Origin of the sequence: Bradyrhizobium sp. DOA9, assembly GCF_000617845.2 — a bacterium.
Classification (GTDB): Bacteria; Pseudomonadota; Alphaproteobacteria; order Rhizobiales; family Xanthobacteraceae; genus Bradyrhizobium.
Window position 1 is genome coordinate 1730341 of sequence record NZ_DF820425.1, and the last position, 25808, is coordinate 1756148.

Consider the following 25808-nt stretch of genomic DNA (forward strand, 5'->3'; position numbering starts at 1 on the left):
AGATTCAGACTGGACTAACCTAGTTAGATGCACTATTGTGCATCTAACGCTCCAAATGCATAACGAACGTCAAGGGTGGCTCATGGCCGGGGAAGATCGGCGCCTCGCAGGCGGCGCGACATTCATCGATTTCCAGACCGAACCGTCCCGCTACAAGCATTGGAAGCTCGCGGTCGAGGGCGACGTCGCGACGCTGACCATGGACGTCGACGAGAATGGCGGCCTGTTCGAGGGCTACCAGCTCAAGCTCAATTCCTACGATCTCGGCGTCGACATCGAGCTCGCCGACGCGATCCAGCGCCTGCGCTTCGAGCATCCGCAAGTGAAGGTCGTGGTGCTGCGCTCGGCCAAGAACCGTGTGTTCTGCGCCGGCGCCAACATCCGCATGCTGGCGGGGTCGACGCACGCCCACAAGGTGAACTTCTGCAAGTTCACCAACGAGACCCGCAACGGCATGGAAGATTCGTCGGAGAATTCCGGCCAGCGCTTCATCACCGTCGTGAACGGCTCCGCCGCCGGCGGCGGCTATGAGCTGGCGCTCGCAACCGATCACATCATCCTCGCCGACGACGGCTCGTCCGCCGTGGCGCTGCCCGAGGTGCCGCTGCTCGCGGTGCTGCCCGGCACCGGCGGCCTCACGCGCGTGGTCGACAAGCGCAAGGTGCGGCGCGATCACGCCGATGTCTTCTGCACCATCGAGGAGGGCGTGAAGGGCAAGCGCGCCGTGCAATGGCGCCTCGTCGACGAGATCGCGCCGAACTCCAAGCTCGAGACCAGGATCGCCGAGCGCGCCAAGGAGTTCGCGGCCGCTTCGAAACGCAAGGGCAGCGGCAAGGGTATCGCGCTGACGCCGCTCAAGCGCTTGATCGACGAGACCAGCATCCGCTACGGCTTCGTCACCGTCGACATCGATCGCACCGCCCGCATCGCCACCATCTCGATCAAGGCGCCGGAGGCCGCGCCGCCCGCCGACATCGACGGCATGATGGCGCAAGGCGCCTCGTTCTGGCCGCTGCAAGTGGCGCGCGAGCTCGACGACGCCATCCTGCACTTACGCATCAACGAGCTCGAGATCGCGATGCTGGTGTTCAAGAGCCATGGCGACCGCGCCCATGTGCTCGCCAGCGATGCCTTCCTCGAAGCCAACAAGGCGCATTGGCTGGTCAACGAGATCAGGCATTACTGGAAGCGCGTGCTCAAGCGCGTCGACGTCACCTCGCGCACGTTGGTGGCGCTGGTCGAGCCCGGCTCCTGTTTTGCCGGCACGCTGGCCGAGCTCGTCTTCGCCGCCGACCGCTCCTACATGCTGATCGGCACCCGCCAGGGCGACAATCGTCCGCCGCCGTCGATCGAGCTGTCGGCGATGAATTTCGGCCCGTACCCGATGAGCCACGGCCTGACGCGGCTGGAGTCGCGCTTCCAGGCCGATCCGTCCGACCTGGAGCGTGCAGAAGCGACGCTCGGCACCAGCCTCGACGCCGAGCAGGCCGAAGAGCTCGGCCTCGTCACCTTCGCGCTCGACGACATCGATTGGGACGACGAGGTCCGCGTGTTCCTGGAGGAGCGCGCCAGCTTCTCGCCCGACAGCCTCACCGGCATGGAAGCGAGCCTGCGCTTCGTCGGCCCCGAGACGATGGAATCGAAGATCTTCGCCCGCCTCACCGCCTGGCAGAACTGGATCTTCCAGCGCCCGAACGCGGTCGGAGAGGAAGGCGCGCTGCGCCGCTACGGCAGCGGCCAGAAGCCGAAATTCGATATGACGCGGGTTTAGGGCGAATGGGGAGTGGCGAATAGCGAATAGGGATATCCATTCGCTACTCGCCATTCGCTACTCGCGTACTTCAACCAGTCCCACACGGGAGGTCCCCATGAACATGAACATCATGAACGTCGACTACTCGACCAAGATTCCGAACAACGTCAATCTCGCCGAAGACCGCCAGGTGCTGAAAGCGCTGGAAGGCTGGCACCCCGGCTACATGGATTGGTGGAGCGACATGGGGCCGGAAGGCTTCCAGGAATCGTTGGTCTATCTGCGCACCGCCTACTCGGTCGATCCGCGTGGCTGGGCCAAGTTCGACTATGTCCGCATGCCCGAATATCGCTGGGGCATTCTGCTTGCGCCGCAGGAAGAGAACCGCGTCGTGCCGTTCGGCGAGCACTACGGCGAGCCGGCCTGGCAGGAAGTCCCGGGCGAGCATCGCGCCATGCTGCGCCGCCTGATCGTGATCCAGGGCGACACCGAGCCCGCCTCGGTCGAGCAGCAGCGCCATCTCGGCAAGACCGCGCCCTCGCTCTACGACATGCGCAACCTGTTCCAGGTCAACGTCGAGGAAGGCCGCCATCTCTGGGCGATGGTCTATCTGCTGCAGAAATATTTCGGCCGCGACGGCCGCGAGGAGGCCGACGATCTCCTGCGCCGCCGTTCCGGCGATGCCGACGCGCCGCGCATGCTCGGCGCCTTCAACGAGGCGACGCCGGACTGGCTGTCGTTCTTCATGTTCACCTATTTCACCGACCGCGACGGCAAGATGCAGCTGCACAGCCTCGCGCAATCGGGCTTCGATCCGCTGTCGCGCACCTGCCGCTTCATGCTGACCGAGGAAGCGCACCACATGTTCGTCGGCGAGACCGGCATCACCCGCGTCGTGCAGCGCACCTGCGAGGCGATGCGCGCGGCCGGCATCACCGATCCCACCGACATCGCAAAGGTCCGCGCGCTCGGGGTGATCGACCTGCCGACCATCCAGAAGAAGCTGAACCTGCACTACACGCTGTCGCTCGACCTGTTCGGCTCGGAAGTCTCGACCAACGCGGCCAACGCCTTCAACGCCGGCATCAAGGGCCGCTATCACGAGACCCAGATCGAGGACGATCACCAGCTCAAGAACTCCACCTATCCGGTGCTCAAGCTGATCAACGGCGAGGTCAAGCTGGTCGACGAGCCGGCGCTGACCGCGCTCAACATGCGCCTGCGCGACGATTACAGCCAGGATTGCGTCAAGGGCCTCTTGCGCTGGAACAAGGTGATCTCCACCGCGGGCTACGACTTCCAGCTCAAGCTGCCGAACGTCGCCTTCCACCGGCACATCGGCGAGTTCAAGGACGTGCACGCGACGCCCGACGGCATCCTGATCGACGATGCCACCTGGGCCAAGCGCAAGGACGAATGGCTGCCCTCGGCCAGCGACGGCGACTTCATCACCTCCCTGATGCAGCCCGTCACCGAGATCGGCCAGTTCGCCTCCTGGATCTCGCCGCCCAAGGTCGGCATCGACAACAAGCCCGGCGATTTCGAGTACGTGAAGATCGAGAGCTGAGCGGAGGCGGCAGACCAGAGCGCGCGAGGGATTGCCACGCGCGCTTGATCGGTCTCAATGCCCCGGGCTCGCCGCCATAAGACAATTCATCCGGCGTTTCCGCCGGAGGGTTGCGCATGTGGGGCCTGGTCGTTGAGACCGCACTGATTTCGATCGCCGTCTATGTTGCGATTGCACTGGTCCTGATCGCTTGGCCGCCGCCCGCGCCGACGGATGTGCCCGAGAGGGCCACGCTCGAATTGGACAGTCTTGTCGCCGGCGGTTCGCTCGCCGAGCCGGCGGCGCCCCGTCATTTCACCGCCCGCGACGGTGCCATTCGCCCGTACCGCCTTTATCCCGGCAGCGGCTGCGATGTCCTGATCTTCCTGCACGGATCGAGCAGCGACGGGCGTTATCTGGCCGGCCTTGCAAGCGACGTCGCCGCCTCGACGGGGCTCACGGTCGTCACGCCTGATATGCGCGGTCACGGCTCCAAGCCGGGACGTCGCGGCGATGTCGACGCGATCGATCGGCAGGAACAGGATATCGGCGATCTCATCACGATGCTGAGGGACGAGGGATCGTACGGTCGCTTTCTGCTCGGCGGCCACTCGATCGGGGCAGGCCTCGCCATCCGCTATGCTGCCGGGCGCGAGCAGCCCAAGCCCGCCGGGATGGTGCTGATCGCCCCCTACATCCATCGCAAGTCACCCGGGGCGCGTCCGAATTCCGGCGGCTGGGCAACGCCGTTCGTTCCCCGATTTGCCGGCATCGCGATGCTGCAGCGTTTCGGCATCCATCTGTTCGACCGGCTGCCTGTGTTGCGCTTCGCCGTGCCGCCGGCGGCTCGCGACGGAACCGAAACTGCGTTGTACAGCTGGCGGCTGTTTGCATCGGTCACGCCGCGGTCGGACTGGCGTAATGACATCCGCAGCATCGCTTGTCCCGTGCTGGTGTTGGCAGCGGCGCGGGACTCGATCTTCCGCTCGGAAGGCTATCGCGAAGTGTTCGAGCCGCTGCGCCATGCGAGCGTCGAGATCATCCCGGCGATCGATCACTTTCAGCTCGTCACCAGCTCGGACGTGCCGCGCCGAATTGCGCATTGGTTGAACGCCGTCGTGCCGGGTACCGTCGCCAAGGCAGGTGGCCTCGCAAATGCGAAGATGGAGTCGTAACGGCGGTCCGCGAGATGCGATAGCCGCGCTACACGCTCGCCGTCATCGTCCGGCGTTGACCGGGCGATTCAATATTCCAGAGACGGCTATCGCGCCGGTTGAACCCGAGCACAGCTACGCGACACTATCGAGAGGTCCAGGCGCCGCCAACACTAACAGCATGAGCTGGAGGTCCCGAGTGAACAGTCGCTCGACGAGATGCGCAATGCTGCCGCCGCGACTTTCGGCATCAGCGAAGCCATGGAAGTGGCCGAAGGTCCTAATGTGCTGGTTCGTATTTGCCACAGGAGCGATTGCCTTGTTGCCGGTTCCGGTAGCGGCCCAGACAGCTCAGCCTTACTCATGTGACGTCGTCAGCATCCACAAACTTGGCGAGAACGGAGTTCTGCAATCCAATTCGGGTGGCGGTGCCGGAGGCAAGATCGGTGATCGTTTTCAGGTCGACATTGTGTCGGGAGACATGATCGGTCCACGGCCCTTTAGGTCGAAGGGTTGGCCGAAGACTTCTGTCATCGATCCCGGCACGAGCCCCCGCGGATCGTCATCCAAGGTCCTGTATTCCTCGCTGCCCGACCGAGAGTTTGTGAATGTCGGGTTTCTACAGATACACGGGGCCATTCAGGATCTCAGGAGACCGTTTTTCTTCGACTATGGCGGGTTGCTCTACTCTGGCGTCTGTCGGCCTGGCCTGGAATGAGATTAAGTCGCCGTATGTCACTGCGCCTCCATCGTACTGATGGATTTCGACTCCACGCCCAGTTCGACAAATGTTTTGCCCGACGTGTCAACCCAATCGCAGCTGCAATCATCATCTCCGCGTCGCTCGAAAAACCCCTTATCGATCAAGGCGCAGTCTACTGTGCATGGGGTTGTTTTCGACGTTTTGGTTCGGGGCCCCGCCGCATCAATCGCTATCCCACCCGCTGCCCTTGATTCCGGGGTTCGCATAGACGATGCCGCCATCCACCGCGATGGTCGCCCCCACCACGTAATCGCCCGCGCGGGAGGCGAGATAGATCGCAGCGCCCGCCATGTCCTCGTCGGTGCCGATGCGGCCCACGGGGACGCGCGTTGCCACCTCGTCGGCATGGTCGCGCGCGGCGCGGTTCATGTCGGATCTGAACGGGCCCGGCGCGATCGCGGTGACCACGATGTGGTCCGGGATGAGCTTCACCGCCATGCGCCGCGTCAAATGGATCAGCCCGGCCTTGCTCGCGGCATAGGAATAGGTCTCGCCGGGATTGACGAAGATGCCGTCGATCGAGGCGATGTTGATCACCTTCGCCGGCCGTTCCGCGCTTGCCGAGGCCCGCAACGTCGGCGCCAGCGCCTTGGTCAGGAAGAACGGCGCCTTGACGTTGAGGTTCATCACCTTGTCCCAGCCGCTCTCCGGAAATTCGTCGAACTCCGCGCCCCAGGCCGCGCCCGCATTGTTGACGAGGATGTCGAGCCGGGACTCGCGCTTCCTGAATTCGCTCGCCAGCAGCTCGCAGCCGGCAACCGTGGAGATGTCGATCGGCAGCGCGATGCATTCGCCGTCATATTGCGCGCTGAGCGCCTTGGCGGTCTCCTCGCACGGTCCGGCCTTGCGCGCGGTGATGTAGACCTTCGCCGCGCCGGCATGAAGAAATCCCGCGGCGATCATCTTGCCGATGCCGCGTGAGCCGCCGGTCACCAGCGCGATGCGGCCCTTGAGCGAGAACAGATCGTTGAACATGCCTTCCTCCCTTGTTGCCGCCGGTTGTGGGCGGAGCGGGGAGGGGAGTCAAGGAAGGCGCGCTTGTCCAGGGCGGCTGCGGAGCAGCAGCTACGCCGCCGCGATGCGGCGGAAGCCGTTCCACATCGCGGTCGCCGCGCCCGAGGTCAGCACCGGCAGGATCCGCGCGTCCTGATAATTGCCGTTGAGCGAGACGCGGGGCAGCGCGGTCATGTGGCCGGCGTTCTCTGCGAACAGCATGCCGGGCCGTGTCGTCACCGCGGTCTTGAAGCCGGCGGCTGCGGCAAGGGCGAATTCGCGCGCCCCCGCGGCGTCGCGGTCGCCATAGGGATAGGCGAGGTGCAGCACGGGGCGCTGCAGCGCCTGCTCGATCCGCGCGCGGCTCGCGGCCATCTCCTGCGCGGCGACGTCTTCCGCCTGCTTGGCGAGATTGCAATGGCTGACGCTGTGCGCGCCGATCGTGACCAGCGGATCGGCGGCAAAGGACTTGAGCTCGGTCCAGGACAGGCAGAGGCTGCGGCACAAAGCTTCCATCTCGACGCCGTAGGTCGTGCACAGCGCCCCGATCTCCCGTGCAAGATCGTGCTCGCCCGGCAGCGCGCGCAGCCAGTCGTGCAGACGGTCGAATGCCGCCTGCTTCGCCGCGACACTGGTCGCATCGAGGCGGAGCGCGGAATTGCCGATCTTGACGTCGATCTGCTCGGTCTTGGCGATCACGGCCTCCAGCGCCGTCCACCACAATCGCCCGGTGCCGTCGGCGAAATCGCTGGCGACATAGACCGCCAGCGGCGCGTCAAATTCGCGCAGCACCGGCAGGGCATGGTCGAGATTGTCGCGATAACCGTCGTCCAAGGTGAAAGCGGCGAAGCGACGGTCGAACCGACCCTGCACCAGCCGCTCATGCAGCTCGTCCATGCTGACGATGTCGATGTCGCGCGAGCGCAAATGGCACAGCGTGGCGCGCAGAAATTCGGGGGTGACCTCGAGATGCCGGTTCGGCTGGAACGCGGCCTCGCGCGCCGGCCGCACGTGGTGCAGCATGAAAATGGCGCCGACGCCCGACAAAAGCGGGCGCAACAGGTGGTGCGCCCCGCTGAAATAGAGTGCTCCCAGCCCGGCGCGGATGACGTTGTTACGTAGTTGTTTCATGACCGGGTGGGGGACTTTGGCATTCCGCCCTCAACTTACGGAAGAACCCTTGAAGAAAAAGTTATTCCAATTGTTTCTCCAGGGCCTCCGGAACAGCACCATTTCCGGTTTGACAGCCTGCCAAGGGTTTGTTTTGTCTCCGTTTCCAGAGTTCGGGTCGTCGAATGCAGAAGCTTTTCTCGTGGGCCAGCAAATGGTGGCCGGGGCTGATCCCCCTGGCCGTCATGTGGGGATTTGCGGCCTGGAATAACACCTTACCGGTCGAGGCCGATCTGTCGGCCCGCAGCTCGGCTGCGCTGAAGGATACCGTCCTGGACAAGACCCGGATCACGGTCGATGGCCGCGACGTCAGCCTGGCCGCGGATGCCTTCTCCGAGGAGGGGCGCCGCGACGCGGTGATGGCGGTCGAAACCGTGCCCGGCGTGCGGCTGGTCGACGACCGGACCCGCCTCGTTCCCGAGGCCAAGCCCTTCGTCTGGAACGCCGAGCGCGACGTGGTGCGGGTGACGCTGTCCGGCTCCGCGCCGCTGCCGTCGATGAAGGCCAGGCTGACCGAGGCGGCCCGCAAGGAAGTCGGCGGCGTCGAGGTCGCCGACCGGATGGGGCTGGCGCGCGGGGCGCCACCGCGGTTCGAGGCCGCCGCGATGCTGCTGCTGGATCAGATCGGCAAGCTGAAGGACGGCAAGATCACGATCACCGACACCAAGGTCAACCTGTCGGGCATGGCGCGCGAGCTCGGCGGCCGTGAGGCGATCGCGGCTGCGCTGAAGAACCTGCCCGAGGGCTTTTCGATCGCCGCCAACGAGATCAAGGCGCCGCCCTACATCTTCCAGGCCTACAAGGATCCGGTGGCTGCGACGGTGACGCTGACCGGCTACGTTCCGGACAACAACGTCCACGCCGCGATCGCCACCAGCGCCTCGCGGAAGTTCACCGAAAAGGCCGTCGACAATCTCAAGGCCAGCATCGGTGCGCCCGGCTCCTTCAACACGGCTGTTATCGCCGCGCTCGGAGCGCTGTCGCGGCTGTCGACCGGCACGCTCGTCGTCTCCGACCGCGAGGTGAAGCTCTCGGGCGATGCGCTCTACGAGGGTGCCGCCAACGAGATCCGTGCAGGTCTCGGCAAGGATTTCCCGAAGAACTGGCAGTACAAGCCGGAGATCACGGTGAAGCCCGCCGCAGGCCCGGTCGACGGCACCGTGTGCCAGCAATTGTTCTCGGAGCTCCTGACCAAGAGCAAGATCCGCTTCGCCAACAAGCGCGCGGACATCGATCCTGACTCGGTCGGCATCCTCGATCGTCTCATCGAGACCGCGCTGCGCTGCCCCACCACCAACGTCGAGGTCGTCGGACATACCGACGGCGACGGCGAGGATGCCTTCAACCAGGCCCTCTCGGAAAAGCGCGCGCAGGCGGTGATCGACTATCTGGTCAAAGCGGGCCTTCCCGCCAGCCGCTTCACCGCGGTCGGCCATGGCAGCACGCAGCCGGTCGCCGGCAACGACACCGATGAAGGCAAGGCGCAGAACCGCCGCATCGAATTTCTGGTGAGGTGACGATGCCCTATCTCGTCTCGTTCCATCTGGGCTGGCTGATCGGCTCGCTGCTGCTGGGCTTCTGCATGGGCTGGATCTCGGTGGTCCAGCGCGGCAACGGCACCTCGAAGGTGGCCGCGCGCTGGTTTGCAGTGCTTGCCGCCGGCCTGCTCGCGGCCTCGCTCGCCCACGTGGTCCCCGGTCGCTTCGGCTATTGGCTCGATCTCGGCCTGATCATGTTCGCCTGCTATCTCGTCGGCTGCACCATCGGCGCCTGGCTGCGCCATCGGGTGGTCGCGCGTACCGCGCCGCCGGCCGCTGTGTGATGTTGCCGTGCACCCTCACGCGAGGGACGGGTACGCGTCGGCCGCGGCCGTTCGGCGCACGGCAACGATGCCGGGATTGCCCCCTCTTTCAACAGGCAGGCCGGCCCCATAGATTGAAATCGGCTTAAGGCGTGACGGAACATTGTGCGGCCGAAATCATCAAAACTTCATGGCCCCTGCGCAGGATCGCCCTGGAGATTCGCGTCAAGCCTTGCCGCCGAAAGCGCCAAACCCTGCACCGGGAGCCGCACCCCTGCCTAAAATATTGAAGGCACGTGTTTTTGTTCGAACTGGCGAATTCCACTTCGGCCGAAAACGCGCTAGTGGAGGGGCAGGGGGCATGCGCGATGCCGGCGCCGGGGGCGAGGGTTCGTTGAATGCCTGCGCGTCCGCCTGTCCGCCGGCCACCCTGGCCGCTGAAGCGTTGTTCGAGGTCTAGATGCTGGAAGCCATCCGCAGGGCGACGACGTTTCTGCGCCAGAAGCAAATCCTGCATAAGCTTGGAGTTGTGATCAGCATCGCGGTCATCGGCATCGCTTGCTACGTGCTCTACCACATGCTGCGCGGCATCGATTTCAACGAGGTCCTCGAAGCGATCAAGAGCACCGAGCCGAGCCAGATTGCGATGGCGGCGCTGTTCGTCACTGCGGGCTATTTCACGCTGACCTTCTACGACCTCTTCGCCACACGCGCGATCGGCCATGCCCATGTGCCCTATCGCATCAACGCGCTCGCGGCCTTCACCAGCTATTCGATCGGCCACAATGTCGGCGCGTCCGTCTTCACCGGCGGCGCGGTGCGCTACCGCATCTATTCGGCCTACGGGCTGAACGCGATCGACGTCGCGAAAATCTGCTTTCTCGCCGGCCTGACTTTCTGGCTGGGCAATGCCGCCGTGCTCGGCCTCGGCATCGCCTACCACCCGGAGGCGGCAGCCTCGATCGACCAGCTGCCGGCCTGGCTGAACCGGACGCTGGCGCTGATGATCATCGCGGCGCTGATCGGCTACGTGGTCTGGGTCTGGACCCAGCCGCGGGTGGTCGGCCGCGGCCCCTGGACCGTGGTGCTGCCGGGCGGCCCGCTGACGCTGCTCCAGATCGCGATCGGCATCGTCGATCTCGGTTTCTGCGCGCTGGCGATGTATGTGCTGGTCCCGGACGAGCCCAATCTCGGCTTCGTCGTGGTCGCGGTGATCTTCGTCTCGGCGACCCTGCTCGGCTTCGCCAGCCATTCGCCCGGAGGCCTGGGGGTGTTCGACGCCGCCATGCTGGTCGGCCTCTGGCAGATGGACCGCGAGGAGCTGCTCGGCGGCATGCTCCTGTTCCGCGTCCTCTATTATCTGGCTCCGTTCGTCTTATCTGTAATCTTGCTGACGTTTCGAGAAGTTATCATCGGCGCCCGATCGAAGCGCTTGCAACAGGCGGCGCTCAAGCTGGACCCCGGCCCGGCGCCTGAAGCCGCTTATGTGAGAGAGCGCAGCGACAGCGGCGCCTGACCGGTGTCAGGTCCTTGAAAGACAGCCCCAGGAGAAGCCCGCCCCGATGGCGATTGACGCCCCCTCTTCTCCATCCGCCCAGCCCTGGTCCGATCGGCTGCGGCACTCGACCATCATCCTGATCGCCGCGGCGCTGGCGCTGTCCGTCGTGGTCTCGCTCGGCGAATTGTCGGTGCTGCACGCCGCAATCGTGTTCCTGTGCATTGCGGCGGCTGCCTTGATCCCGTGGCGGCTGCACGATTCCGCTGCCTCCCGCGACGATGTCAGGCGCATCAACCCGGTCGAGAGCGCGGCGGTGGCCGCGGTGGTCGCCGGCATGCCGGATCCGGCGGTGCTGCTCGACCGCGCCGGTCGGGTCATCCACCTCAATGCCGCGGCCGCCCAGCTCGCGCCGGCGCTGCGCCGGAACGAGCTCGCCCAGTTCGCGCTGCGCTCGCCGGAGATCATCACGGCGCTGCGCGAGGCCATCGCGACCACCGAGCCGCGGCGCGCGACCTATCTCGATCATGTTCCGGTCGACCGCTGGATGGAGCTGATCATCACGCCGGTCCCGGTGCCGACCAGCTTCGGCGGCACCGACAAATGCATGCTGATGACCTTCCACGACCAGACGCCGCTGCGCCGGGTCGAGGAGATGCGCGCCGATTTCGTCGCCAATGCCAGCCACGAGCTGCGCACGCCGCTGGCGGCGCTGTCGGGCTTCATCGATACGCTCCAGGGCCAGGCCAAGGACGATCCCAAGGCGCGCGAGCGCTTCCTCGGCATCATGCACAACCAGGCGACGCGCATGGCGCGCCTGATCGACGATCTCCTGTCGCTGTCGCGGGTCGAACTGTCGGCCCATGTCCGGCCCGACACCCTGGTCGATCTCGTCCCGATCATCCGCCAGGTCGCCGACGGGCTCGAGCCGCTGGCGCGCGAGCGCCAGGTCGAGGTGGACATCCACCTGCCGGAGCCGCCGGTGATGATCGCCGGGGACCGCGAGGAGCTGCTCCGCCTGTTCGAGAACCTGATCGAGAACGCGCTCAAATACGGCGCCTCCGGCGGACGCGTCATCGTGTCGCTGACCGCGAGCGCCGCCGCTGACGGTACTCAGGAAATCCGGGTCATGGTCCGCGATTTCGGCCCGGGCATCGCGCCGGAGCACCTGCCGCGGCTGACCGAGCGCTTCTACCGGGTCGACGTCGGCGACAGCCGCTCGCAAGGCGGCACCGGGCTCGGTTTATCGCTGGTGAAACATATTCTTAACCGTCATCGCGGCCGCCTTTTGATCGAAAGCGTACCGAGGCAGGGCGCTACGTTCACCGCCTGTTTTCCCCAGGCCAAGCCCCCGGCCTGATCTGAAAATCAAGCATTTTCAATTGCTTGAGGGTGTCATCCAGCTGTCACGAAACCTTCGTAAAAGCACAGCCGACCGCTCCTAAAGGGTGCGGCGCGGGGAGCGCGATCGGGCGCGGATGGCGCTTCGCTCCCCTGTATGGAGACCAGCATGAATTTCCTCAAAACCATGGTCGCTGCCGGCTTGGTCGCCGCATCGACGACGGCAGCCTTTGCGGCCGACATCACCGGCGCCGGCGCGACGTTCCCGTTCCCGATCTATTCGAAGTGGGCCGACGCCTACAAAAAGGAGACCGGCAACGGTCTGAACTATCAGTCGATCGGCTCCGGCGGCGGCATCAAGCAGATCCAGGCCAAGACCGTGACCTTCGGCGCCAGCGACGCGCCGCTCAAGGCCGAGCAGCTCGAGAAGGACGGCCTCGTCCAGTGGCCTATGGTGATGGGTGCCATCGTCCCCGTCGTCAACCTCGAGGGTGTGAAGCCGGGCGAGCTGGTCTTCGACGGCGAGACGCTGGCCAGCATCTATCTCGGCAAGATCACCAAATGGGACGACGCCGCGATCAAGAAGCTCAATCCGAACGTGAAGCTGCCGTCGGACGCCATCACCGTGGTCCGCCGTTCGGACGGTTCGGGCACCACCTTCAACTTCACCAACTACCTCTCCAAGGCCAGCGCCGATTGGAAGAGCAAGGTCGGCGAGGGCACCGCGGTCGAGTGGCCGGTCGGCGTCGGCGCCAAGGGCAATGAAGGCGTGTCCGGCAACATCAGCCAGACCAAGAACTCGATCGGCTATGTCGAGTACGCCTATGCCAAGCAGAACAAGTTGACCTACGCCGGTCTCGTCAACAAGGCCGGCAAGCCGGTGCAGCCGACCGTCGAGGCCTTCCAGGCGGCCGCTTCCAACGCCGACTGGTCCAAGGCGCCCGGCTATTACGTCATCCTGACCGACCAGCCCGGCGACAAGTCATGGCCGATCACGGCGGCGACCTTCATCCTCATGCACAAGTCCGCCACCGACAAGGCTGCCTCGCAGGAAGCCATCAAGTTCTTCCGCTGGGCCTTCAAGAACGGCGGCAAGATGGCCGAGGAGCTCGACTACATCCCGATGCCGGACAGCGTCGTCCAGCAGATCGAGAAGACCTGGGCTGCCGATATCAAGAGCTGAGTTGAGCTCTCGTGTCCCGGACCCGGTTCCGGGATGCTCCAAGATCTCCGCTCCGGATCGGCCTCCTGCCGTATCCGGGGCGCGCCACCAACAACAAGCGTATATGAATAACGGGCACAGGGGATCGGCGTGGCTGAGATGGCTGTCGAGAGCAATGTGATTGATGCTGCCGGACCGTATGATCGCGCCAAGGCCTTGAGCGCGTTCAAGCTCGGCGACGTCACCTTCTATTGGATCACGCGACTGTCCGCGATCTCGGTGCTGCTGATCCTGGGCGGCATCATCATCTCGCTGATCGTCGGAGCGTTCCCGGCGATCAAGGAATTCGGCATCTCTTTCCTGTGGACGCAGCGCTGGGCGCCGTCGGCCGATCCGCCCGTGCTCGGCGCGCTCGGGCCGATCTACGGCACGCTCGTCACCTCCTTCATCGCGATGCTGATCGCCATTCCCGTCGGTCTCGGCATCGCGATCTTCCTCACCGAGCTCTGCCCGCAATGGCTGCGCCGCCCGATCGGCATGGCGGTCGAACTGCTCGCCGGCATTCCCTCGATCATCTACGGCATGTGGGGCTTCTTCGTGCTGGGCCCGTTTCTGGCCAACACCTTCCAGCCCTTCATGATCAGCGTGTTCGACGGCGTTCCCGTGCTGGGCGCGATCTTCGCAGGCCCCCCGTCCTATCTCAGCCTGTTCAACGCCGCACTGATCCTCGCCATCATGGTGCTGCCCTTCATCACCTCGATCTCGGTCGACGTGTTCAAGACGGTGCCGCCGGTTTTGAAGGAAGCCGCCTATGGCGTCGGCTGCACCACCTGGGAGGTCGTCCGCAGCGTGGTGATCCCCTACACCCGGGTCGGCATCATCGGAGGCGTCATGCTGGCGCTGGGCCGCGCGCTCGGCGAGACCATGGCGGTGACCTTCATCATCGGCAATTCGTTCCGTATCTCTTCATCCATCTTCGCCCCGGGCACCACGATTTCGGCGGCGATCGCCTCCGAGTTCGCAGAGAGCGACGGCCTGCACCAGTCCGGCCTGATCCTTCTCGGTCTGCTCTTGTTCGTGCTGACGTTCTTCGTGCTCGCAGCCGCGCGGTTGATGCTGATGCGCCTCGAAACCAAGGCCGGGAAGTGAAGCCATGAACCCGATCTATGCACGCCGCCGCCGCGGAGACATCATCATTCGCGGTCTCTGCATCGCAGCCGCCGCCTTCGGCGTCACCTGGCTCGCGCTGATCCTGGTCACGCTGTTCTACAACGGCCTGGCCGGGCTCAGCCTCCAGGTCTTCACCGCCGACACGCCGCCGCCCGGATCGAATGAGGGCGGATTGCGCAACGCCATCGTCGGCTCGCTGATCATGACCGCGATCGGTGTCGGCATCGGCGCGCCGCTAGGCCTGTTCGCCGGCACCTATCTCGCCGAATACGGCCGCAACGACAAGCTGACCTCGGTGATCCGCTTCATCAACGACATTCTCCTGTCGGCTCCCTCGATCATCATCGGCCTGTTCATCTACGGCGCGGTCGTAGTGCCGATGCGCGGCTTCTCGGCGATCGCAGGCGCGCTGGCGCTCGCCGTCATCGTGATCCCGGTCGTCGTGCGCACCACGGAGGACATGCTGCTGCTGGTGCCGAACCCGCTGCGTGAAGCCGCCAGCGCGCTCGGCCTGCCGCGCTCGCTGGTGATCAAGCGCATCGCCTATCGTGCGGCGCGTTCCGGCCTGATCACCGGCGTGCTGCTCGCCACCGCCCGCGTCGCCGGCGAAACGGCGCCGCTGCTGTTCACAGCGCTCTCGAACCAGTTCTTCAGCCTCGGCCTGGACAAGACGATGGCCAACCTGCCGGTGACCATCAACAATTTCGTGCAGAGCCCCTACGCCTATTGGAAGCAGCTCGCCTGGAGCGGCGCGCTGCTGATCACCCTGACCGTGCTTGCCCTGAACATTGGCGCGCGCATCATCGGCGCCGAGAGGACTGCAAAATGAGTGAAATGTCCGTTTCCGTCAGCGCGCCGACCGTTCATCCCGGCTCGCAGCCGTTGCCCGAGGCGCCCGCCAAGGTCACCGCGCGCAACCTGAATTTCTACTACGGTGAGCACCACGCGCTGAAGAACATCAATCTGGCGCTCGGCACCAATCGTGTCACGGCGTTCATCGGCCCGTCGGGCTGCGGCAAGTCCACCCTGCTGCGTATCTTCAACCGGATGTATGACCTCTATCCGGGCCAGCGTGCCACCGGCCAGCTGCTGCTCGACCAGACCAACATCCTCGACCCCAAGCTCGATCTCAACCTGCTGCGAGCCCGGGTCGGCATGGTGTTCCAGAAGCCGACGCCGTTCCCGATGACGATCTACGAGAACATCGCCTTCGGCATCCGCCTCTACGAGAAGATCTCGAAATCGGAGATGGACGGCCGGGTCGAGAAGGCGCTGCGCGGCGGCGCACTGTGGAACGAGGTCAAGGACAAGCTCAACGCCTCCGGCCTGTCGCTTTCCGGCGGCCAGCAGCAGCGCCTCTGCATCGCCCGCACCGTCGCGGTGCGGCCCGAGGTGATCCTGTTCGACGAGCCCTGCTCGGCGCTCGACCCGATCTCGACCGCCAAGGTCGAGGAGCTGATCCAGGAGCTGTCTGAGAACTACACGATCGCGATCGTCACCCACAACATGCAGCAGGCGGCGCGCGTCTCCGACAAGACCGCCTTCATGTATCTCGGCGAGTTGATCGAGTTCGACGACACCAGCAAGATCTTCACGTCGCCGACCGACCGGCGCACGCAGGATTACATCACCGGCCGGTTCGGCTGAGGAGACGGGACATGGGTTCTGAACATACCGTAAAGGCCTTCGACAGCGACCTCCAGGAGCTCACGCGCCTCGTCGCCGAAATGGGCGGCATCGCCGAACGCATGATCGTCGATTCCGTCGATGCGCTGATCCGCCGCGACGTGGCGCTCGGCCAGCGCGTCGTCACCACCGACGCCGATCTCGACGCGCTGCAGAAGCGCATCGAGGAGCGCGCCGTGCTCACCATCGCCCGCCGCCAGCCGATGGCCGTCGACCTGCGCGAGATCGTCGGAGCCATGCGGGTTGCGACCGATCTCGAACGCATCGGCGACCTCGCCAAGAACATGGGCAAGCGCGTCGCGGCGCTGGAGACGGATTTCCATCCGCTCAAGCTGTTCCGCGGCCTGGAGCACATGACCGACCTCGTGCAGCAGCAGGTCAAGAGCGTGCTGGATGCCTATGCCGCGCACGATTTGCCGGCGGCGATGGCGGTGTGGAAGGGCGACGAGGAAGTCGACGCCATCTGCACCTCGCTGTTCCGCGAGCTCCTCACCTACATGATGGAGGATCCGCGCAACATCTCGTTCTGCATCCACCTGATGTTCTGCGCCAAGAACATCGAGCGGATCGGCGACCACGCAACCAACATCGCCGAGACCGTGTTCTACATGATCGAGGGCCAGGCGATCACCGACAAGCGGCCGAAGGGCGACATGACGACCTTCGCCACCACGGTGCCGAATACCTAAGGAGCGACGACAACATGGGCGCACGCATTATGGTGGTTGAGGACGAGGAGGCTCTCACCGAGCTTCTTCGCTACAACCTCGAAGGCGACGGCTATGACGTCGAGACGGTGATGCGCGGCGACGACGCCGACACCCGCCTCAAGGAGCACATTCCCGATCTGATCGTGCTCGACTGGATGCTGCCGGGCCTGTCGGGCATCGAGCTGTGCCGCCGGCTTCGGACCCGCCCCGAGACCAAGCAACTGCCGATCATCATGCTCACCGCGCGCGGCGAGGAAAGCGAGCGGGTGCGGGGCCTCGCGACCGGCGCCGACGATTACATCGTCAAGCCGTTCTCGGTGCCGGAGCTGCTCGCGCGCGTGAAGGGCCTCCTCAGGCGCGCCAGCCCCGAGCGGCTCGCCACCGTGCTCGCCTATGGCGACATCGAGCTCGACCGCGACAAGCGTCGCGTGGCGCGCTCGGGCCGGCCGATCGATCTCGGCCCGACCGAGTATCGTCTCCTGGAGTTCTTCCTGGAGCATCCCGGCCGCGTGTTCTCGCGCGAACAGCTGCTCGACAGCGTCTGGGGCCGCGACATCTACATCGACGAGCGCACCGTCGACGTCCATATCGGCCGCCTGCGCAAGCTGCTCAATCTCGGCCGCGAGCAGGACCCGATCCGCACCGTCCGCGGCGCCGGCTACGCGCTGGACGATCGGTTTGCAAAGGCCGAGCAGACGTAAATTCGGGCGGGCCGCTGGTTCGCAGCTGCGGCTTCAATCTCCGCTGTCATCCCCGGACGCGCGCAGCGTGAGCCCGGGATTCATAGCCACGGGGCGAGGTTTGGCGAAGACTCGGAGTAGCCATCTCGCGCGACAGCTGCGCGCTGTGGCTATGGATCCCCGCCCCCCGTGCGCAATCGCGCACTAGGCGGGGACGACACCGAGTGATTGGAGCGGCCGTCGTGAAACGTCTGCAACAATTAGATCGACAAACTCACCGCGTGCTCGGCTTCGCCGGTGCGCGGCGGCGGTCCGCTGCGGGCTGATAGGCCACGCGCGAATGCTGGGCGCAGTAGGGCAGGCCGGAGAGCGCCTTGCCGCCGCAGAAGAAGAAATCCGGGCTCGAGGGATCGCCGACCGGCCAATGGCAGGTCGCCTCGTTCAATTCCAGCAGCGACAGCCGCTGGCTCATCGGCACCACGTTGTCATAGGTAACCGGCTCGGCTTCCACCTCGACCTCGAAGGCTTGCGCCAGTGCCGTGTTGCCGCGCGCAACGGGGCGGGTCACCCGCATCATGTGCTGCGCGGGCCGGGCCTTGCGCGGCCGCGGCGCTGCCGATGAAGGGCTCTTGGCGCGGCCGGACAGGCCGAGCCGGTGCACCTTGCCGATCACGGCATTGCGGGTCACATTGCCGAGCTCCGCCGCGATCTGGCTGGCCGAAAGTCCGGCCTCCCAGAGCTTCTTCAGCTGCTCGACGCGATCATCGGACCAGGTCAAAACCGTCATTGCACCCTTTCCCTCGCTGCGCGTCTGCCATCCTGGCGGCTTCGCAGCGAATGCTTAAGCCTTGAAAAACCCGTGCCGCCAGAATCCCTTAAGGCTCGCCGGGCGCGCTCAAGACGCCCGAACGTTTACGCCGGTACATGAGGACTTTGGGATCAGAACTGCTGCACGAGATGTCGTATCTGACAGTCCAAACGCTACAATATGGCGTGACTCCCGCGCAAGAGTCCGCCGACTCGCTTCCACATGTTCCGTGGTGAAAAACCCGCGAAATCGGCACCGCAAGACTACGGATTCAGCGTTTCGCGAGGCTTTCCGGGCGGCATTGACACCCGTCTTGCCAGGCATAAGATAGTGCCACGTGCCGCCCTTAAAAGGCGGCACGTTTCGTTTTCCGGGGCCGGTCGATGGTGCGTTGCCCAATGCGTGCCTCACACCGTCCGCAACATTCAAGTGACGTCATGACTAACAGCCCAGCGCCGCATTTGCTCCCCGTTTTCGCCAGGGCCGACCTCGGTTTCGAGCGCGGCGAAGGCTGCTGGCTGATCGCGACCAACGGCGATCGCTATCTCGATTTCACCTCGGGCGTGGCGGTGAATGCGCTTGGCCATGTCCATCCCGCGCTGGTCACGGCGTTGCAGGAGCAGGCGACCAAGCTCTGGCACATGTCGAACCTGTTCCAGAGCCCTGATGGCGAGAAGCTCGCAAGCCGCCTCTGCAACGAGAGCTTTGCGGACTTCGTGTTCTTCTGCAATTCCGGCGCCGAGGCGCTGGAAGGCGTGATCAAGCTGGTGCGCCACCATCATTTCTCGAAGGGACATCCGGAACGTTACCGCATGATCACGTTCGAGGGTGCCTTCCACGGCCGCACGCTGGCGACGCTCGCCGCCACCGGGTCTGCGAAATATCTCGAGGGCTTCGGCCCGCCGATGGACGGCTTCGATCAGGTGCCGCATGGCGACCTCGATGCCGTGAAGAAGGCGATCGGACCGCACACCGCCGGCATTCTCATCGAGCCGATCCAGGGCGAGGGTGGCGTTCGTGCTGCACCTCACGCCTTCCTGAGGGCGCTGCGCGAGCTCTGCAACGAGCGCGGCCTGTTGCTCGCCTTCGACGAGGTGCAGACCGGCATGGGCCGCACCGGCGAGCTCTTTGCCTACAAGCGCACCGGCGTCACGCCGGACGTGATGTCGCTCGCCAAGGCGCTCGGCGGCGGCTTCCCGATCGGCGCGGTGCTGGCGACGGCCGACGCGGCCGCCGGCATGGGGCCCGGCTCGCACGGCTCGACCTTCGGCGGCAATCCGCTGGCGATCGCGGCGGCCAACGCCGTGCTCGACGTCATGCTCAAGCCCGGCTTCTTCGACCATGTGCAGAAGATGTCGCTGCTGCTCAAGCAGAAGCTCGCCTCCGTGATCGATCGTCATCCCGATGTCGTCAGCGAGGTGCGCGGCGAGGGCCTCCTGATCGGTATCAAGGCCGTGGTGCCCTCGGGCGATCTCGTCGCGGCGCTGCGCGCCGAAAAGCTGCTCACTGTCGGGGCCGGCGACAATGTCGTGCGCTTCCTGCCGCCCCTGATCGTCACCGAAGCAGAGATCGAGGACAGCGTCATCAGGCTCGAGCGCGCCTGCGCTGCGATCTCGTCCAGCCAGACCAAGCGGGCGGCAAGCTGATGAGCACGACGCCCAACAAACCTCCCAAGCACTTCCTGGACATCAACGAGCTGCCGCTCTCGGAGCTCAAGAGCATGCTCGCCGCCTCTTCCGCCATGAAGGCGAAGCAGAAGGCGCAGCAGCCGGTCAGGCCGCTCGAAGGCAAGACGCTGGCGATGATCTTCGAGCGTCCCTCGACCCGCACCCGCGTCTCGTTCGACGTCGGCATGCGCCAGCTCGGCGGCGAGGCGATCATGCTCACCGGCGCCGAGATGCAGCTCGGGCGCGGCGAGACCATCGCCGACACCGCGCGCGTGCTGTCGCGCTATGTCGATGCCATCATGATCCGCATCCTCAACCACGATGCGCTGCTGGAGCTTGCTGCCAACGCCACCGTGCCCGTCATCAACGGCCTGACGCGGCGTTCGCATCCCTGCCAGGTGATGGCCGACCTCATGACCTATGAGGAGCATCGCGGCCCGATCGAGGGCAAGACGGTGGCCTGGACCGGCGACGACAACAACGTGCTGGCGTCCTGGGCCCATGCCGCCGAGCGCTTCAAGTTCCAGCTCAATGTCGCGACGCCGCCGGAGCTCGCACCGAAAAAGGCCATGCGCGACTGGATCAAGGCGACGGGCGCGCCGATCGTCCTCGGCACCGATCCCGAGACCGCCGTGCGCGGCGCCGATTGCGTCGTCACCGACACCTGGGTGTCGATGGGCGACAAGGAGGGCGAGCACCGCCACAACGTGCTCAAGCCCTACCAGGTCAATGCCAAGCTGATGTCGCTGGCCAAGGCGGACGCCTTGTTCATGCATTGCCTGCCGGCCCATCGCGGCGAGGAGGTCACCGACGAGGTGATCGACGGCCCGCAATCGGTCGTGTTCGACGAAGCCGAAAACCGCCTGCATGCGCAGAAGGGAATTCTGGCCTGGTGCTTCGACGCGGTGAAGTAGCCTTCTTGTAGCCTGGATGGAGCGCAGCGAAATCCGGGTTCTCGACGCGCGGGACGACCTTCCCGGATTACGCTGCGCTCCATACGGGCTACGCGAGCCCCTCGTTATGACGACGGAATGCGGGCGTTCCCCTTCCATTTCCGCCCTCCGACCCCAGATAAAGCGCCATGGTTTCCCAGTCTCCTGACATGAATACCGGGCCTGAAGGCCCGGTTCGCGCGCCATCATCGGTTCCGATCGACGACGCCGTGCTGCCTTACGAGGTCGACGCGCTCGACGTGCGCGGGCGCCTGGTGCGGCTTGGGCCTGCGCTCGATGACATCCTCACCAAGCACGATTACCCCGCACCGGTCGGCAAGCTGCTCGGCGAGGCCATCGTGCTGACGACGCTGCTCGGCTCGGCGCTGAAGTTCGAGGGCCGCTTCATTCTGCAGGCCCAGACCGATGGTCCGGTGTCGTTCCTGGTGGTCGACTACAAGGCTCCGGATCGCCTGCGCGCCTATGCGCGCTTTGACGCCTCGCGCCTGGGCACGGCGAAGGATTCCGGCACGCTGCTCGGCCGCGGCCATCTCGCCATGACCATCGACCAGGGCCCCGACATGAGCCGCTACCAGGGCCTTGTCGCGCTCGACGGCGGCAGCCTGGAAGACGCCGCCCACGAATATTTCCTGCGGTCCGAGCAGATCCCGACCCGCGTGCGCCTCGCGGTCGGCGAGGAATGGCGCTCGAGCGACGGCGGCAAGCATCGCTGGCGCGCCGGCGGCATGCTGATGCAGTTTCTGCCCAAGGCGCCGGAGCGCGCGCGGCAGGCGGACTTGCATCCCGGCGATGCGCCCGACGGCACCGAGGTGCACAATGTCGCTGAAGACGATGCCTGGGTCGAGGCGCGCTCGCTGATCGAGACTGTCGAAGACGTCGAGCTGATCGATCCCGAGCTCTCCGGCGAGCGGCTGCTCTACCGCCTCTTCCACGAGCGCGGCGTGCGCGTGTTCAATCCTCAGGCGCTCGAGGCGCGGTGCTCCTGCTCGCGCGATGCGGTCGCCGCGATGCTCAAGAGCTTCTCGCCCGACGACCGCGCCGCCATGGTCAAGGACGACCAGGTCGTCGTCACCTGCGAGTTCTGCTCGTCGGTGTACCAGTTCACGCCGCACGAGGCCGGCGCGGAGGACGCGTAAGCCTGTCCTTCATTGAGCGTGCTTACACCACACGCCGCTCTCGCGCCCGGACGCAGCTATCGTAGGGTGGGCAAAGCGGAGCGTGCCCACCATCCGTCTCTGAATTCGCAAGAGATCGTGGGCACGGCGCTTTGCGCCTTTGCCCACCCTACGGCACCGCCTCTTAATTCAACACCCGCTTGCTATCCGGGCTGTCCAGCGAAAACGTCGGCACGTCGATCTCGAAGCGCTCGCCGGTTTCGCTGACCATCTGGTAGCGGCCGGTCATGAAGCCGGAGGCGGTCGAGAGCGGCACGCCGGAGGTGTATTCGAAGCGTTCGCCGGGGGCGAGGATCGGCTGCTCGCCGACCACGCCCTCGCCCTTCACCTCCTGCTGGCGGCCGGAGGCATCTGTGATGATCCAGTGCCGCGTCTTGAGCTGCACGGTCTCCTCGCCCGAATTGGTGATGACGATGGTGTAGGACCAGAAGTAGCGCGAGCGGTCGGCCGACGACTGCTCCGGCACAAAGTTCGGCTCGACGGTCACTTCGATCTGGCGGGTCACGGCGCGGTACATGGCTGCCATCATACCGAAATCCGTCCCGGGAACCAAACCCCCGGGGGCGGCTTTGGCGACATCGTCCCGCCAGAATTGGAGGAAAAGCACACCGCCGAGGGAGACAACCATATGTGATCCGGCCGCTTTGCGAGACGACAGCCGGACCATTACACTGCTCCAACGTCGCGATTTGCGGAACGGTTTCCAGGCCCGATGACCATTGCCGACCAAGTGACGGGATCGACCATCGCAGGAACCGCGGGCGCAAAGCCCGCAGGGACCAAGCTGCGCGCCGCAGCGCCGGCCATCACGCTGCCCGCCATCGGCGAGCGCGAGCTCCGGCTCGATCTGTTCCGCGGACTCGCGCTGTGGCTGATCTTCATCGACCATCTGCCGCCCAGCCTTCTCACCTGGTTCACGATCCGCAATTACGGCCTCAGCGACGCCACCGAGATCTTCATCTTCATCTCCGGCTACACGGCGGCCTTCGTCTATGGCCGGGCGATGCTGGAGAGCGGCGTTCTCATCGCCACCGCGCGCATCCTGCGCCGGGTCTGGCAGATCTACGTCGCCCACGTCTTCCTGTTCACGATCTTCCTCGCCGAGATCTCCTATGTGGCGACCAGGTTCGAGAACCCGCTCTACACCGAAGAGATGGGCATCATGGACTTCCTCAAGCAGCCCGACGTCGTCATCGTGCAGGCGCTGCTGCTGCGCTTCCGTCCCGTCAACATGGACGTGCTGCCGCTCTACATCGTGCTGATGCTGGCCCTGCCGCTGATCCTGTGGTCGATGAAATGGCGGCCCGACGTCACGCTCGGCCTCTCGGTCGTGCTCTACGCGGTGACCTGGGAGTACGATCTCTATCTCTCGGCCTATCCGAACGGCTTCTGGGCCTTCAATCCGTTCGCCTGGCAATTGCTGTTCGTGTTCGGTGCCTGGTGTGCGCTCGGAGGTGCGCGTCGCATGTCGCGCATCCTGGCTTCGCGGGTGACGATGTGGATCTCCATCGCCTATCTCGTCGCGGCGTTCTACGTGACGTTGACCTGGTACGTGCCGCAGCTCTCCCAGTTCATGCCGAAGCGGATCGAGCAGTGGATGTATCCGATCGACAAGACCGATCTCGACGTGCTGCGCTTCACGCACTTCCTGGCGCTGGCCGCGCTGACTGTGCGCTTCCTGCCCCGGGACTGGCCGGGCTTGAAATCGCGTTGGCTGCGACCATTGATTCTATGTGGTCAGCACTCGCTCGAGATCTTCTGCCTCGGCGTCTTCCTGGCCTTCGCCGGCCATTTCGTCCTCGCCGAAATCTCCGGCGGGCCGGTCATGCATGCGTTGATTAGCCTCTCCGGAATCCTGATCATGTGGGGGGTTGCCTGGGTCATTTCGTGGTACAAGCGTGTGGCTGACAAGAGCGGTGCGAAAACCAAAAACGCCGTCGGCAACGCCGATCTGGCGGGAGGGGGCTGATGAAGGCGAAGGTTCTCCTGAGCCTGGTCCTGCTATGCGGTAACCTCGCCGCGCCCACGGCGCGCGCGGGCGATGCCGCGTCCCCTGTGCCCGCGGCCTGCGAATTGCCGCCCTATCTGCTGACCAGCGAAAGCCAGCTGCCCAAGGTCGCCGAGGCGATCAAGGCCGGCAAGCCGCTCGAGATCCTGGTCATCGGCAGCCGCTCGACCACGATTCCGTCGTCGGAGGGCAGCTCCTATCCGGCGCGCATGGAGGCGATCCTCAAGGAGAAGCTGCCGCCGTCCGAAGTCGTGCACGTCTCCGTAGAAATACAGAGCAAGAAAACGGCAGAGGAGACCGCGTCCACCTTCGTTAAACTGATGGAAGCAAAAACGCCTACCTTGGTCATCTGGCAGACCGGGACCGTGGATGCTATCCGATCCATCGATCCCGACGAATTTCGTGGCGCGGTGACCGACGGGGTTGTTGCGCTGCAAAAGGCAGGGGCAGACGTCGTCTTGATGAATTTGCAATACAGCCCGCGCACCGAGACCATGATCTCGGCGCAGCCTTTTCTCGATAATATGCGCGTCGTGGCGCAGGAGCACGACATCCCGCTGTTCGATCGTTTCGCGATCATGCGGCAGTGGAACGAGCAGGGCCAGTTCGACCTGTTCAGCCCGTCCCGCGGGCCTGAGCTGGCGAAGCAGGTCCATGATTGCCTTGGCCGGGCGTTGGCACAGTTCGTGATCGACGCTGCTCATCTGGAGCCGGCCCAGCAGCAAAATTGAGGTCTAGCGTTAATGAGTTCTCTCCGCCCTTTTTGCCTGACGTCATGGCTGGCCGTGCCTGCAGCAGCAGCACTGTTGTTGCTGACGCCGGCCGCGCATGCGCAGGCGCCGGCCGCACCGCCGGCGACCCCCGCACCCGCCCAGTCGCCTGATCCCGCGCCCGCCGCGCCGTCCCAGACCACCGTCGCCGCGAGGTCGCCCGAGCAGCGTGGCGTCACCTCGCGCGCCATCGACAAGGTGAAGGAGGTCGCGAAGTCCGCCGCCGACATCTTCAGCCGCGTTCCCTGCCTGCCGCCGAAGGGCGGCTCGAAGGCGATGGGCTCGCTGCCCCATGTCGCAGGCAAGCTCGCCGCCGGCCAGCCCGTCGTCATCGTTGCGTTCGGCTCGTCGTCGACCCAGGGGTTCGGCGCGAGCTCGCCGGAGTTCAATTACCCCAATCGTCTCGCCGCACAGCTGCGCCGGCACTACCCGACCGCCGACATTACCGTCGTCAATGCCGGCGTCGGCGGCGAGGATGCCCCCGAAATGATGAGGCGCCTGCAGACGCAGGTCATCGACGTGCATCCGGATCTCGTGATCTGGCAGGTCGGCACCAACGCCGTGCTGCGCAACCTCGATCCCGCTGACACCGCCAAGCTGGTCGAGGACGGCATCAGCCGCATCCAGGCCGCCGGCGGCACCGACATCGTGCTGGTCGATCCGCAATATTCGCCGGCCGTCAACCAGCGCAAGGAGAGCGCCGGCAAGATGATCAAGCTGCTCGGCAACGTCGCCGAGCTTCGTCACGTCGGCATTTTCCCGCGCTTCGAAGTGATGCGCGACTGGCACGAGAACCAGTCGATCCCGGTCGAGAGCTTCGTCATCGCCGACGGCCTGCACATGAACGATTGGGGCTATGCCTGCTTCGCCCAGCTGCTCGGCGACGACATCATCCGCTCGGTGGGGCAGATTAAGCTCGGGGTGAACGTGCCCGCCGATGTGAGAACGTATCGGCCGATGTGAGCACGCTGCCGTAGGGTGGGCAAAGGCGCAAAGCGCCGTG

At 65.1% G+C, this 25808-nt stretch carries 23 protein-coding genes; 19 read left to right on the forward strand and 4 right to left on the reverse strand.

From position 1 onward, the window contains the following. The first annotated feature begins 82 nt into the window (after nt 1–82). The 3 genes from boxC to BDOA9_RS07955 all read left to right on the forward strand — a co-directional run bounded on the left by boxC (nt 83) and on the right by BDOA9_RS07955 (nt 4474). Entirely contained in the window at nt 83–1771 is a 1689-nt protein-coding gene (gene boxC / locus BDOA9_RS07945; RefSeq protein WP_025033411.1) for a 2,3-epoxybenzoyl-CoA dihydrolase, read from the forward strand. A gap of 97 nt (nt 1772–1868) precedes the next feature. Next, nucleotides 1869–3320 carry a benzoyl-CoA 2,3-epoxidase subunit BoxB gene (gene boxB, locus BDOA9_RS07950; protein ID WP_025033412.1) on the forward strand — a complete coding sequence of 484 codons (1452 nt, stop codon included), beginning with the start codon at nt 1869–1871 and terminating at the stop codon, nt 3318–3320. Nucleotides 3321–3436: 116 nt separating this feature from the next. Next, a complete protein-coding gene (locus BDOA9_RS07955; RefSeq protein WP_025033413.1) occupies nt 3437–4474 on the forward strand; it encodes an alpha/beta hydrolase in 1038 nt (345 codons plus the stop codon). Between the two features lie 904 nt (nt 4475–5378). On the opposite strand, the gene BDOA9_RS07965 is transcribed toward BDOA9_RS07955, so the two are convergent. Both BDOA9_RS07965 and BDOA9_RS07970 read right to left on the reverse strand, forming a co-directional pair. Next, nucleotides 5379–6191: an SDR family oxidoreductase gene (locus BDOA9_RS07965; RefSeq protein ID WP_025033415.1), complete on the reverse strand. Its 813-nt coding sequence runs from the start codon at nt 6189–6191 to the stop codon at nt 5379–5381. 90 nt (nt 6192–6281) lie between these two features. After that, on the reverse strand, nt 6282–7340 hold the full coding sequence (locus BDOA9_RS07970) for a polysaccharide deacetylase family protein (protein WP_025033416.1): 1059 nt from the start codon (nt 7338–7340) through the stop codon (nt 6282–6284). A 164-nt stretch (nt 7341–7504) separates the two neighbouring features. On the opposite strand from BDOA9_RS07970, the gene BDOA9_RS07975 reads away from it, so the two are divergent. The 10 genes from BDOA9_RS07975 to phoB all read left to right on the forward strand — a co-directional run bounded on the left by BDOA9_RS07975 (nt 7505) and on the right by phoB (nt 17445). Continuing rightward, entirely contained in the window at nt 7505–8896 is a 1392-nt protein-coding gene (locus BDOA9_RS07975; RefSeq protein ID WP_025033417.1) for an OmpA family protein, read from the forward strand. A 2-nt stretch (nt 8897–8898) separates the two neighbouring features. Further along, nucleotides 8899–9201: a hypothetical protein gene (locus BDOA9_RS07980; RefSeq protein WP_025033418.1), complete on the forward strand. Its 303-nt coding sequence runs from the start codon at nt 8899–8901 to the stop codon at nt 9199–9201. A gap of 439 nt (nt 9202–9640) precedes the next feature. Continuing rightward, nucleotides 9641–10696: a lysylphosphatidylglycerol synthase domain-containing protein gene (locus BDOA9_RS07985; protein WP_025033419.1), complete on the forward strand. Its 1056-nt coding sequence runs from the start codon at nt 9641–9643 to the stop codon at nt 10694–10696. Between the two features lie 46 nt (nt 10697–10742). Beyond that, nucleotides 10743–12035 carry an ATP-binding protein gene (locus BDOA9_RS07990; protein WP_025033420.1) on the forward strand — a complete coding sequence of 431 codons (1293 nt, stop codon included), beginning with the start codon at nt 10743–10745 and terminating at the stop codon, nt 12033–12035. Between the two features lie 150 nt (nt 12036–12185). Next, entirely contained in the window at nt 12186–13199 is a 1014-nt protein-coding gene (gene pstS, locus BDOA9_RS07995) for a phosphate ABC transporter substrate-binding protein PstS (RefSeq protein WP_025033421.1), read from the forward strand. Nucleotides 13200–13337: 138 nt separating this feature from the next. Then, nucleotides 13338–14327: a phosphate ABC transporter permease subunit PstC gene (pstC, locus tag BDOA9_RS08000; RefSeq protein ID WP_025033422.1), complete on the forward strand. Its 990-nt coding sequence runs from the start codon at nt 13338–13340 to the stop codon at nt 14325–14327. A gap of 4 nt (nt 14328–14331) precedes the next feature. After that, a complete protein-coding gene (gene pstA / locus BDOA9_RS08005; RefSeq protein WP_025033423.1) occupies nt 14332–15177 on the forward strand; it encodes a phosphate ABC transporter permease PstA in 846 nt (281 codons plus the stop codon). Beyond that, nucleotides 15174–15995 carry a phosphate ABC transporter ATP-binding protein PstB gene (pstB, locus tag BDOA9_RS08010; RefSeq protein WP_025033424.1) on the forward strand — a complete coding sequence of 274 codons (822 nt, stop codon included), beginning with the start codon at nt 15174–15176 and terminating at the stop codon, nt 15993–15995. Before pstA ends, pstB begins: the two co-directional genes overlap by 4 nt. Nucleotides 15996–16006: 11 nt before the next feature. Next, nucleotides 16007–16723, forward strand: coding sequence for a phosphate signaling complex protein PhoU (gene phoU / locus BDOA9_RS08015; RefSeq protein WP_025033425.1), 717 nt, complete (start codon nt 16007–16009; stop codon nt 16721–16723). A gap of 14 nt (nt 16724–16737) precedes the next feature. Beyond that, nucleotides 16738–17445: a phosphate regulon transcriptional regulator PhoB gene (gene phoB / locus BDOA9_RS08020; protein WP_008143479.1), complete on the forward strand. Its 708-nt coding sequence runs from the start codon at nt 16738–16740 to the stop codon at nt 17443–17445. Between the two features lie 253 nt (nt 17446–17698). Here phoB and BDOA9_RS08025 read toward each other — a convergent pair whose 3' ends face one another. Continuing rightward, a complete protein-coding gene (locus tag BDOA9_RS08025) occupies nt 17699–18211 on the reverse strand; it encodes a GcrA family cell cycle regulator (RefSeq protein ID WP_025033426.1) in 513 nt (170 codons plus the stop codon). A gap of 458 nt (nt 18212–18669) precedes the next feature. On the opposite strand from BDOA9_RS08025, the gene BDOA9_RS08030 reads away from it, so the two are divergent. From BDOA9_RS08030 to BDOA9_RS08040, 3 genes are all read left to right on the forward strand, one after another. Beyond that, nucleotides 18670–19878: an aspartate aminotransferase family protein gene (locus BDOA9_RS08030; protein ID WP_025033427.1), complete on the forward strand. Its 1209-nt coding sequence runs from the start codon at nt 18670–18672 to the stop codon at nt 19876–19878. Then, entirely contained in the window at nt 19878–20813 is a 936-nt protein-coding gene (argF, locus tag BDOA9_RS08035) for an ornithine carbamoyltransferase (protein WP_025033428.1), read from the forward strand. Before BDOA9_RS08030 ends, argF begins: the two co-directional genes overlap by 1 nt. Nucleotides 20814–20980: 167 nt before the next feature. Further along, nucleotides 20981–21988, forward strand: a complete 1008-nt coding sequence (locus tag BDOA9_RS08040; protein WP_025033429.1) for an Hsp33 family molecular chaperone — start codon at nt 20981–20983, stop codon at nt 21986–21988. Between the two features lie 163 nt (nt 21989–22151). Here BDOA9_RS08040 and apaG read toward each other — a convergent pair whose 3' ends face one another. Further along, nucleotides 22152–22544 carry a Co2+/Mg2+ efflux protein ApaG gene (gene apaG, locus BDOA9_RS08045; RefSeq protein ID WP_025033430.1) on the reverse strand — a complete coding sequence of 131 codons (393 nt, stop codon included), beginning with the start codon at nt 22542–22544 and terminating at the stop codon, nt 22152–22154. Between the two features lie 195 nt (nt 22545–22739). Between apaG and BDOA9_RS08050 the strand changes: the two genes are divergently transcribed. Genes BDOA9_RS08050 through BDOA9_RS08060 form a run of 3 tightly spaced genes read left to right on the forward strand, consistent with a single transcriptional unit; the run spans nt 22740 to nt 25768 of the window. Beyond that, nucleotides 22740–23996: an OpgC domain-containing protein gene (locus BDOA9_RS08050; RefSeq protein ID WP_025033431.1), complete on the forward strand. Its 1257-nt coding sequence runs from the start codon at nt 22740–22742 to the stop codon at nt 23994–23996. Beyond that, a complete protein-coding gene (locus BDOA9_RS08055; RefSeq protein ID WP_025033432.1) occupies nt 23996–24766 on the forward strand; it encodes an SGNH/GDSL hydrolase family protein in 771 nt (256 codons plus the stop codon). The genes BDOA9_RS08050 and BDOA9_RS08055 overlap by 1 nt, the downstream gene beginning before the upstream one ends. A 12-nt stretch (nt 24767–24778) precedes the next feature. After that, nucleotides 24779–25768: an SGNH/GDSL hydrolase family protein gene (locus BDOA9_RS08060; RefSeq protein ID WP_025033433.1), complete on the forward strand. Its 990-nt coding sequence runs from the start codon at nt 24779–24781 to the stop codon at nt 25766–25768. Nucleotides 25769–25808: the final 40 nt, after the last annotated feature.